Source organism: Streptomyces sp. col6, assembly GCF_008042035.1.
In the GTDB taxonomy this organism is placed as follows: Bacteria; Actinomycetota; Actinomycetes; order Streptomycetales; family Streptomycetaceae; genus Streptomyces.
Genome location: NZ_RDBL01000029.1, coordinates 198488 through 207962 on the forward strand (window position 1 = coordinate 198488; position 9475 = coordinate 207962).

At 72.6% G+C, this 9475-nt stretch carries 8 protein-coding genes and 2 pseudogenes; 5 read left to right on the plus strand and 5 right to left on the minus strand.

Annotated features, from left to right (window positions below):
- Positions 1-227: 227 nt before the first annotated feature.
- Positions 228-596 carry an STAS domain-containing protein gene (locus EAO73_RS30105; protein ID WP_147974690.1) on the minus strand — a complete coding sequence of 123 codons (369 nt, stop codon included), beginning with the start codon at positions 594-596 and terminating at the stop codon, positions 228-230.
- Between the two features lie 284 nt (positions 597-880).
- Between EAO73_RS30105 and EAO73_RS30110 the strand changes: the two genes are divergently transcribed.
- Positions 881-1777 (plus strand): RNA polymerase sigma factor SigF, encoded by an 897-nt coding sequence (locus EAO73_RS30110; RefSeq protein WP_147975382.1) that lies wholly within the window; start codon positions 881-883, stop codon positions 1775-1777.
- A 91-nt stretch (positions 1778-1868) separates the two neighbouring features.
- Here EAO73_RS30110 and hutI read toward each other — a convergent pair whose 3' ends face one another.
- From hutI to hutU, 4 genes are read right to left on the minus strand one after another with little or no spacing between them, the layout of a single operon-like run.
- A complete protein-coding gene (gene hutI / locus EAO73_RS30115) occupies positions 1869-3068 on the minus strand; it encodes an imidazolonepropionase (RefSeq protein WP_147974691.1) in 1200 nt (399 codons plus the stop codon).
- A gap of 53 nt (positions 3069-3121) precedes the next feature.
- Positions 3122-4507 carry a formimidoylglutamate deiminase gene (locus EAO73_RS30120; protein ID WP_147974692.1) on the minus strand — a complete coding sequence of 462 codons (1386 nt, stop codon included), beginning with the start codon at positions 4505-4507 and terminating at the stop codon, positions 3122-3124.
- Positions 4498-5859 carry an allantoate amidohydrolase gene (locus tag EAO73_RS30125; RefSeq protein ID WP_412075568.1) on the minus strand — a complete coding sequence of 454 codons (1362 nt, stop codon included), beginning with the start codon at positions 5857-5859 and terminating at the stop codon, positions 4498-4500. The genes EAO73_RS30120 and EAO73_RS30125 overlap by 10 nt, the downstream gene beginning before the upstream one ends.
- Positions 5856-7517, minus strand: coding sequence for a urocanate hydratase (gene hutU, locus EAO73_RS30130; protein WP_147974694.1), 1662 nt, complete (start codon positions 7515-7517; stop codon positions 5856-5858). Before hutU ends, EAO73_RS30125 begins: the two co-directional genes overlap by 4 nt.
- A 234-nt stretch (positions 7518-7751) precedes the next feature.
- Between hutU and EAO73_RS30135 the strand changes: the two genes are divergently transcribed.
- From EAO73_RS30135 to EAO73_RS37445, 4 genes and pseudogenes are all read left to right on the plus strand, one after another.
- The gene (locus EAO73_RS30135) at positions 7752-8162 is read left to right on the plus strand and encodes a hypothetical protein (RefSeq protein ID WP_147974695.1); all 411 of its coding nucleotides are present in this window, start codon (positions 7752-7754) and stop codon (positions 8160-8162) included.
- Positions 8163-8209: 47 nt separating this feature from the next.
- Complete coding sequence (locus EAO73_RS30140) at positions 8210-8944, plus strand: transcriptional regulator (RefSeq protein WP_224756561.1); 735 nt, start codon at positions 8210-8212, stop codon at positions 8942-8944.
- Between the two features lie 38 nt (positions 8945-8982).
- Positions 8983-9372: pseudogene (locus EAO73_RS30145) on the plus strand (roadblock/LC7 domain-containing protein); the annotation flags it as partial.
- A gap of 2 nt (positions 9373-9374) precedes the next feature.
- A pseudogene (locus EAO73_RS37445) lies at positions 9375-9475 on the plus strand (hypothetical protein); the annotation flags it as partial.

Genomic DNA, 9475 nt, shown 5'->3' on the forward strand with positions numbered 1-9475 from the left:
CCGATTCACCATGTCGCCATTGGACAGATGCAAACTATTGAACAGATACGACTGCATACCCGTACGGACACAGATACAGGAACCGCACAGACACGGAGGGCCGGGCCGCCCCTGGCTCGCCGGAAGATCTCCTGCCCGGCCGATTCGCGACGACACCCCCTTCACCTTCGCGGATCGCGTAACTCACGCGACCGACGAGGCGCCCGGGGGACCGGAACACGGTCCGGTCAGGTCTCCAGGGCCTCGTCAAGAGTGGCGTGGACGGTGAATACCGCCTCGGCCCCCGTGATCTCGAAGACCCGCGCCACCACCGGCTGCATTGCGGCCAGATGAACCCCTCCCCCGGCTGCCTCCGCCTTGAGGCGGGCACCGAGCAGCACGTTCAGCCCGGTGGAATCACAGAAGTCGAGTCGCGAGCAGTCGACCACGAGGCGCGAACGCCCCTGTTCGACCGCGCTCTCCAGCGGCTCGCGCAGCAGATCGGCCGTGTGGTGATCGAGCTCACCGACCGGCGTCACCACCTCGCTGCGCCCCTCGGTCCGGGCCTCGACCTGAAGCCGACCCCGGTTCGCACTGCCGACCGTCCCGCGGTCCATGCCCGTCCCTCTTCACCGCTCGTCACTGTCCGCATCACCGCACGTACGGATGCGTGTCAGTTGTCACTGATGTTCTTGGAACAGTACGCGTTCCCTGCGCCACGCGGTAGCGGAAGACCTCAACAAACCGGACATATGGCGTCAATTGGAGGTTGTACCGAGCCGCGACGAGCGGGTAAGGGTAGGGGGACACCCAAAAACACGACCGGCTTCGGAGGCGCCGCTTCACCGCAGGAACACGTATGGGCATCGGCAGCCATATGCCGAGAACGATGGAGGAGACCATGTCACCCCGGCTCGACGTACCGCGTACCCACCACGCGCCGTCGGCATGTCCTCAGGGACTGACCGAATCACACACCGAAGGACTCGACGGACTCGAGGGCCTTCCCGAGATCCCGCCCTACTCCGAAGTGGGGGCGCTGGACGCCAGGGCGCTGTCGAAGACGCTCTTCGCCCGGCTCGAATCCCTCGAAGAGGGCACGGCCGAGTACTCCTACGTACGCAACACGCTCGTCGAGCTGAACCTGGCCCTGGTCAAGTTCGCCGCGTCCCGCTTCCGCTCCCGCAGCGAGCCGATGGAGGACATCGTCCAGGTCGGCACGATCGGCCTGATCAAGGCGATCGACCGCTTCGAGCTCAGCCGGGGCGTCGAGTTCCCGACCTTCGCGATGCCGACCATCGTCGGCGAGATCAAGCGTTTCTTCCGCGACACCAGCTGGTCCGTGCGCGTACCGCGCCGGCTGCAGGAGCTGCGGCTCGACCTGGCCAAGGCGGGCGACGAGCTCGCCCAGCAGCTCGACCGGGCGCCCACCGTGGGCGAGCTCGCCGACCGCCTCGGCCTGACCCGCGACGAGGTCGTGGAGGGCATGGCCGCGAGCAACGCGTACACCGCGAGCTCGCTCGACGCCAAGCCCGAGGAGGACGAGCACGAGGGCGCGCTGGCCGACCGGATCGGCTATGAGGACCACGGGCTCGAAGGCATCGAGTACGTCGAGTCCCTGAAGCCGCTCATCGCCTCGCTGCCGGGCCGTGACCGGCAGATCCTCTCGCTCCGCTTCGTCGCCAACATGACGCAGTCGGAGATCGGCGAGGAGCTGGGCATCTCCCAGATGCATGTGTCGCGCCTGCTCTCGCGCACCCTGACCAAGCTGCGCAAGGGCCTGACGCTGGACGAGTGAGACGCGCCTCGCGCCGCCGCGCGAGGACTTCCGGAAAGGACCTGCCCCGCCGGGCAGGTCCTTCCGTGTGTCGGGGGGGTACGTGGCCGGGTCAGCCGCCGTACGGGGCACTGCGCGGCGCCACGACGCGTTCGCCGGCGCGCCACACCTCGTGGACCAGTGGCACGCCCGGCCGGTACGCGAGGTGGACGTGGCTGGGCGCGTCCAGAACCACCAGGTCGGCGCGGGTGCCCGGGGCGAGGCGGCCGATGTCGTCGCGGCGCAGGGCGGCGGCGCCGCCCGCCGTGGCGGACCAGAGGGCCTCGTCCGGGGTCATGCCCATGTCCCGCACGGCGAGCGCGATGCAGAACGGCAGCGACGAGGTGAACGAGGAGCCCGGGTTGCAGTCCGTGGAGAGCGCGACGGTGGCGCCCGCGTCGAGCAGCCGGCGGGCGTCCGGCCAGGCGGCCCGGGTGGAGAACTCGGCGCCGGGCAGCAGGGTGGCCACGGTGGCCGACTGCGCCAGCGCGTCCACGTCCGCGTCGGTCAGGTGGGTGCAGTGGTCGGCGGAGGCGGCGTCGAGCTCCACGGCGAGCTGGACGCCGGGGCCGGGGCCGAGCTGGTTGGCGTGCACCCGGGGGTGCAGGCCCCTGGCGCGGCCCGCGGTGAGGATCGCGCGGGCCTGGTCCCCGTCGAAGGCGCCGCGCTCGCAGAAGACGTCGATCCAGCGGGCGTACGGGGCGCAGGCGTCGAGCATCGGCCCGGTGACCAGGTCCACGTAGCCGGCCGGGTCATCGGCGTAGTCCGGGGAGACGATGTGGGCGCCGAGGAAGGTGACCTCGTCGGTGTGGCGGGCGGCGATGCGCAGGGCGCGGGCCTCGTCCTCGACGGTGAGTCCGTAGCCGGACTTGGTCTCGAAGGTGGTGGTGCCCTGGCGCAGCGCCTCGGCGAGGTAGCGGCCGACGTTGGCGGAGAGCTGTTCGTCGGTGGCGGCGCGGGTGGCGGCGACGGTGGTGCGGATGCCGCCCGCGCTGTAGGCCCGGCCGGACATCCGGGCGTTGAACTCCTGGGTGCGGTCGCCCGCGAAGACCAGATGGGAGTGGGAGTCGACGAAGCCGGGGATCACGGCCCGGCCGCCCGCGTCGACGGCGTTGTCAGTGGCCGGTGCTTTGCTGGACGCACCGGTCCAGACGACGCGGTCGCCCTCGATGACGACGGCCGCGTCCCGGATCAGTCCGAGGGGGGACAAGTCGCCGAGGGAGGGGTCGTTGGTGACGAGTGCGGAGATGTGGGTGATGGCGGTCGTCGTCATCGGGGAGTTGCTCTCCTTGCGTGGGAGCCGGGGGGTGTTCGCCGGATTACCGCTCAGGGACGCAGGGCGCCGATGGCCTGGGCGAGCGCCTGCGGGACGTCGTCCACGAGCGTGTGCCGTCCGTCGCGTACGAGGTGGCGCCCCGCCACCACCGTGTGGCGGACGTCCGCCGCGGAGGCGGCGAATACGGCGGTCTCCGCTGCCAGCCGTGCCACCGGCCCGGCTGTCCTGACGGAGTCCAGGGCCACCGTCACCAGGTCGGCGGGGGCGCCCGGTTCGAGGACGCCCGCGTCGGGGCGGCCGAGCGCGGCGTGGCCGTCGGCGGAGGCGGCGCGCAGCAGTGCGGCGGCGGTCCAGTGGCCGCGCCTGCGGGTGCGCAGGCGTTCGTCGAGTTCCATCGCGCGGGCCTCCTCGAAGAGGTCGATCACCGCGTGGCTGTCGCTGCCCAGCGAGAGCGGGGAGCCGGCGTGCTGGAGGGCGGCCGCGGGGCCGATGCCGTCGGCGAGGTCGCGTTCGGTGGTCGGGCACATGCAGGTGCCGGTGGCCGTGGAGCCGATGAGCGCGATGTCCTCGTCGGTGAGGTGGGTGTTGTGGACGCCGGTGGTGCGGGGTCCGAGGACGCCGTGGTCGGCGAGGAGCTGAGTGGGGGTGCGCCCGTGCGCGGCGAGGCAGGCGTCGTTCTCGGCGGTCTGCTCGGAGAGGTGGACGTGCAGGGGTGCCCGCCGTTCCTCGGCCCACCGGGCGACGGTGGAGAGCTGGCCGGCCGGGACCGCCCGCACGGAGTGGACGGCGGCGCCGATGAGCGCGTGGTCGTCGCCCTTGAGGAGGGCGGCGCGCTCGGCCCAGGCGTCGGCGGTGCCGTCGCTGAAGCGGGCCTGGTGCCGGTCGGGCTCGTGGTAGTGGCCGGGCCCGGAGCCGAATCCGGCGGAGAGGTAGGCGGTGTCGAGCAGGGTGATCCGGATGCCGGCCGCGCGGGCGGCCGCGATCAGGGCCTCGCCCATGGCGTTCGGGTTGTCGTAGGGGGTGCCGCCGGGCCCGTGGTGCAGATAGTGGAATTCGCCGACCGCGGTGATGCCGGCGAGTGCCATCTCCGCGTACACCGCGCGGGCCAGCGCGTAGTAGGTGTCCGGGGTGAGCCGGGAGGCGACCTGGTACATGGTCTCGCGCCAGGTCCAGAAGGTGCCGGAGCCCACCTGGACGGTGGAGCGCAGGGCGCGGTGGAAGGCGTGCGAGTGGGTGTTGGCCAGGCCCGGCAGGGTGAACCCGCGCAGCGCGGTCGCGCCGGGCGGCGGGGTGTCCACGCCGGTGCGGACGCGGGCGATCCGCCCGTCGGACACCTCCAGGACGACACCCGGCTCGACATGGGTGCCGAGCCAGGCGTGGGACAGCCAGTACGTCTCGGTGACGGGCTTGCCCGTCGCCTCCGTCGTCAGCGGCACGCGAGACCTTCCAGTACGTCGGCGAGTGCGGTCACCCCGGCCACGCAGTCGTCCTCGGCGGCGTGTTCGGCCGGCGAGTGCGAGATCCCGGTCGGGTTCCGTACGAACAGCATGGCGGTCGGGACCGAAGCGGACAAAATACCCGCGTCGTGCCCGGCGCCGGTGCCGAGCACGGGGACCGGGCGGCCGGTGCCGTGGGCGGATCCCTTGAGCAGGGTGCCCAGCTCGTCGCGCAGGGCGTGCTGGAACTCGACGACGGGCGTGAACGACTCGCGGACGACGTCGAGGTCGATGCCGGCCCGTTCGGCGTGCTCCCGGGCGGCACGCTCGACGGCGGCGACGACCGTGTCCAGGGTGTCCTGGTCGGCGGCGCGCGAGTCGAGCCAGCCGCGCACGAGGGAGGGGATGGCGTTGACCCCGTTGGGCTCGACGGCGATCTTGCCGAAGGTGGCGAGGGCACCGGCGAGTTCCGCCTCCCGGCGGGCGGCGAGGACGGTCTCGGCGTACGTGAGCATCGGGTCGCGGCGGTCGGCGAGCCGGGTGGTGCCCGCATGGTTGGCCTCGCCCCGGAAGTCGAATCGCCAGCGCCCGTGCGGCCAGATCGCGGAGGCGATGCCGACGGGGTCGCCGCTCAGGTCCAGGGCGCGGCCCTGCTCGACGTGGAGTTCGACGAACGCGCCGATGCGGGCGAGCCGTTCGGGGTCGGGCCCGATGGCGTCGGGGTCGTATCCGGCGGCGGCCATGGCCTGCGGCAGGGTGACACCGTCGGCGTCGCGCAGCCGGTGCGCGGCCTCGACGGTCAGCTGTCCGGCGGCGAGCCGGGAGCCGACGCAGGCGAGGCCGAAGCGGGCGCCCTCCTCGTCCCCGAAGTTGGTGACGGCCAGCGGCCTGGTGAACTCCGCTCCCCTGCGGCGGAGTTCGTCGAGCGCGGCGAAGGACGACACGACACCCAGCGGCCCGTCGAAGGCACCGCCGTCGGGCACGGAGTCGAGGTGCGACCCGGTGACGACGGCGTCCCCGGCGAGCGGGTCCCCGAGCCAGGCCCACTGGTTCCCGTTCCGGTCGGTCTCGACGGCCAGCCCCCGCGCCTCGGCCTGCGCCCGGAACCACTCCCGGCACTCGGCGTCGGCCCCGGTCCACGCGTACCGCCGGTATCCCCCGCTGTCCGGGTGCCGCCCGATGGGCGCGAGCTCGGCCCACATGGCCTGGAAGCTTTGTTGTGGGCGATCGTTCCGCAGGGCGAGGGGGGCACCTCCCACGCCTTCAGGGCTGTGGGGGAGGGTGGGCACAACGGAACCCGCACCCGGCGAAGGCCCCGCACCGCCCCCCTGCGCAGCCGAAGGCAGACTCATGCGTCGCCCTCCCGCATGGGCACCCGCACACCCTTGTCCGAAGCCACCTCGTCCGCGATGTCATATCCCGCGTCCACGTGCCGGATGACCCCCATGCCCGGGTCGTTCGTCAGCACCCGCCGGATCTTCTCGCCGGCCAGCGGCGTGCCGTCGGCGACGGTCACCTGCCCGGCGTGGATGGAGCGGCCCATGCCGACCCCGCCGCCGTGATGGAGGGAGACCCAGGACGCGCCCGATGCCACGTTGACCATGGCGTTCAGCAGCGGCCAGTCCGCGATCGCGTCGGAGCCGTCGAGCATGGCCTCGGTCTCGCGGTACGGGGAGGCCACGGACCCGCAGTCCAGGTGGTCGCGCCCGATCGCCAGCGGCGCCGCGAGTTCACCGCTCGCCACCATGTCGTTGAAGCGCTCGCCGGCCCGGTCGCGTTCGCCGTAGCCGAGCCAGCAGATGCGGGCGGGCAGGCCCTGGAAGTGGACGCGCTCGCCGGCCATCCTGATCCAGCGGTGCAGGGACTCGTTCTCCGGGAAGAGTTCGAGCATGGCCTTGTCCGTCTTGTGGATGTCGGACGCCTCGCCGGACAGGGCCGCCCAGCGGAAGGGGCCCTTGCCCTCGCAGAACAGCGGCCGGATGTAGGCGGGGACGAAGCCGGGGAAGTCGAAGGCCCGCTCGTAGCCGGCGAGCTGCGCCTCGCCGCGGATCGAGTTGCCGTAGTCGAAGACCTCCGCGCCCGCGTCCATGAACCCGACCATCGCCTCGACGTGCCGGGCCATCGACTCGCGGGCCCGCTGGGTGAAGTCGGCGGGCTTCTCGGCGGCGTAGGAGGCCATGTCGTCGAAGTCGACGCCGAGCGGGAGGTAGGCCAGCGGGTCGTGCGCGCTGGTCTGGTCGGTGACGATGTCGACCGGGGCGCCCTCGGCGAGCATCCGGGGCAGCAGCTCCGCCGCGTTGCCGAGCAGGCCGATGGAGAGCGGGCGGCGGGCGTCCCGGGCCTCGACCGCCAGCTGGAGCGCGTGCTCCAGGCTGTCGGCCTTCACGTCCAGGTACCGGTGCTCGATGCGGCGCTCGATGGCGCGCGGGTCGCAGTCGATACAGATCGCGACGCCGTCGTTCATGGTCACGGCGAGCGGCTGGGCGCCGCCCATGCCGCCGAGTCCGGCGGTCAGGGTGATCGTCCCGGCCAGCGAGCCCCCGAACTTCTTCGCGGCGACGGCGGCGAAGGTCTCGTAGGTGCCCTGGAGGATGCCCTGTGTGCCGATGTAGATCCAGGAACCGGCGGTCATCTGGCCGTACATGGTGAGCCCGAGCGCCTCCAGGCGGCGGAACTCCTCCCAGTTCGCCCAGTCGCCCACCAGGTTGGAGTTGGCGATCAGCACGCGCGGCGCCCACTCGTGCGTCTGCATGACACCGACCGGCCGCCCGGACTGGACGAGCATCGTCTCGTCCTGCTTGAGCGTGCGCAGCGTACGGACCATGGCGTCGAACGAGCGCCAGTCGCGGGCCGCCTTGCCCGTGCCGCCGTAGACGACGAGCTTGTCGGGGTGCTCGGCGACCTCGGGGTCGAGGTTGTTCTGCAGCATCCGCAGGGCGGCTTCCTGCTGCCATCCCAGGGCACTCAGTTCCGTACCGCGCGGCGCCCGTACGGGGCGGGGTCCTGACATGGCGGTGCCTCCTCGCGACTGTGATTTTTCTATTCACATCTTGGGCGGGTGAATAGCTCCAGTCAACAGGCTCGGCCGGACAGCCTCTGGAGCCGTCCCGTCCGCTTCGCGGCGGGGCATTCTCCGGCACCCACCTGCATGTACCGATGGAAAATGCCAGAACCCCCACCTGGATCAAGCACGTTGCGTAACCTCAGGGTCACAGCCGAACACCGTGTCGGAGGGGAAATCCGCGTGCCCGGAATCGACGAGTGCCTGCTCGACGTCATGAGACTGCCCGGCGCCAGGGGCGCCGCCGTCGTCGACTGGACGAGCGGTCTCGCCCTCGGCACCATCGGCGACTCGCCCAACGGCGACCACGAGGCCACCGCGGCGGAGACGGCGGAGGTGGCCCGGATGGCCGCCGAACAGCCCGCCTTCGCCCTCGGGTTACCGGACGCGCCCGCTCCGGGCGGCACGGGGAGCGCTCCCCCGGTCGAGGACGTGATCGTCACCGCCCGTGCCGGCTACCACATCCTGCGGTTCGTGGAGACGGACTTCGACAGCAGCGTCTTCCTCCACCTGTGGCTGGACCGCGCCGAGGGCAACCTCGCACTGGCCCGGATCCGTCTGGGCGAGATCGCCGAGCGGCTGGTCCTCGCGTGACCGCCGCCCTCGCGGACGAGACCGCCGCCGCCCCCGTGCTCTCCCCCATGCTCCAGCGCCTCGCCGCCGAACGGGCCACCGGCGCCCTGATGCGCGACCGGGGCACGCTGTACCTCGCCGACGGCGAGGTCGTGCACGCCGAGAGCCCGGCGACGCCCGGGATCGACGTCCTGCTGACCCGGGGCGGCGCGCTGCGCCGCGAGGGCTGGTGGGACGCGGTCGCCGAGGCGGGGGCCGGGCAGCGGGTCGGGCGGCATCTCGTGGACAGCGGCCGGGTGCCGGGCGGCGCGCTGGAGCTGTGCCACCTGGGCGCCCTGTACGACGCCGCGTTCTTCGCCCTCGCGCCGACGAGGACACCGGCGCGCTTCCGGTACGGGGTCGCGCACTGGATCGGCCCCGTGCGCCCGGTCCCGGTGGACGCCGTGCAGCGCGAGACACTGCGGCGCCGGGAGCTGCTGGACCGGATCTGGCCGGACGCGGCGGTGGACACGGCCCCGCTCACGCGGACGGGCCACCCGGACGACTCGCCCGTGCCGCCGGGCCGGCGCCGCGTGCTGGAGCACGTGGACGGCGTGCGTACGGCCACCGCCATCGCGCAGGAGCTGGGCAGGTCCGCGTTCCACGTCCTGGTCGATCTGCGGCGCCTCGCGGCGGCCGGGCTGGTCGGACCGGTCCCGCCGGCGGCCGCCCGGGACGCGGAGCGGATCGCGCTGCCCGAGGTCACGGCCGACCCCGATGTCGCCCTGCTGCGCCGGCTCCGAGCCGCATTGGAGGCCTTGTGATACGCGCGCTCAGACAGCGTGCCGGGAGGAGACAGCTGATGGTGCCGGAAGCCGAAGCGCAGGACGTCCTGGCCGAACTCCAGCGGTTACGGGCACGGGTCCCGCTCCTCTCCGGCGCCCTGGCCGCCAGCACCGACGGACTGGTCCTCGCCCACGACACACCGGGGACGGAGGCCGAGTCGGTCGCCGCGCTGACCGCCGCCGCGCTCGGCGTCGCGATCCGGATGACCGACGCGACCGGCCGGGGCGGCTTCCGCGAACTGCTCGTACGCGGCGAGACGGGCTACATCGCGACGTACGCGGCGGGATCGCAGGCCGTCCTGACCCTGCTGGCCGAGGACCGGATCAACGTCGGCCGGCTGCATCTGGAGGGCCGCCGGGCCGGCTCCCGTATCGGCGAACTGGTCGACCGGGCCCTGGCGCGCGCTTCAACGACATGGTGGCGAGCGGTGAACTCGCGGCGCCGCTGGCGATCGGGCGCGACCACCTGGACTGCGGGTCCGTGGCCTCCCCGTACCGCGAGACCGAGGC

What these genes read in the sequence shown, in the direction of transcription:
- EAO73_RS30140 (WP_224756561.1), top strand. Translation starts at nt 8,210, where the DNA reads ATGCTCCAGCGCCTCGCCGCCGAACGGGCCACCGGCGCCCTGATGCGC.
- EAO73_RS30110 (WP_147975382.1), top strand. Translation starts at nt 881, where the DNA reads ATGTCACCCCGGCTCGACGTACCGCGTACCCACCACGCGCCGTCGGCA.
- hutI (WP_147974691.1), bottom strand. Translation starts at nt 3,068, where the DNA reads ATGACGACGACCGCCATCACCCACATCTCCGCACTCGTCACCAACGAC.
- hutU (WP_147974694.1), bottom strand. Translation starts at nt 7,517, where the DNA reads ATGTCAGGACCCCGCCCCGTACGGGCGCCGCGCGGTACGGAACTGAGT.
- EAO73_RS30105 (WP_147974690.1), bottom strand. Translation starts at nt 596, where the DNA reads ATGGACCGCGGGACGGTCGGCAGTGCGAACCGGGGTCGGCTTCAGGTC.
- EAO73_RS30125 (WP_412075568.1), bottom strand. Translation starts at nt 5,859, where the DNA reads ATGAGTCTGCCTTCGGCTGCGCAGGGGGGCGGTGCGGGGCCTTCGCCG.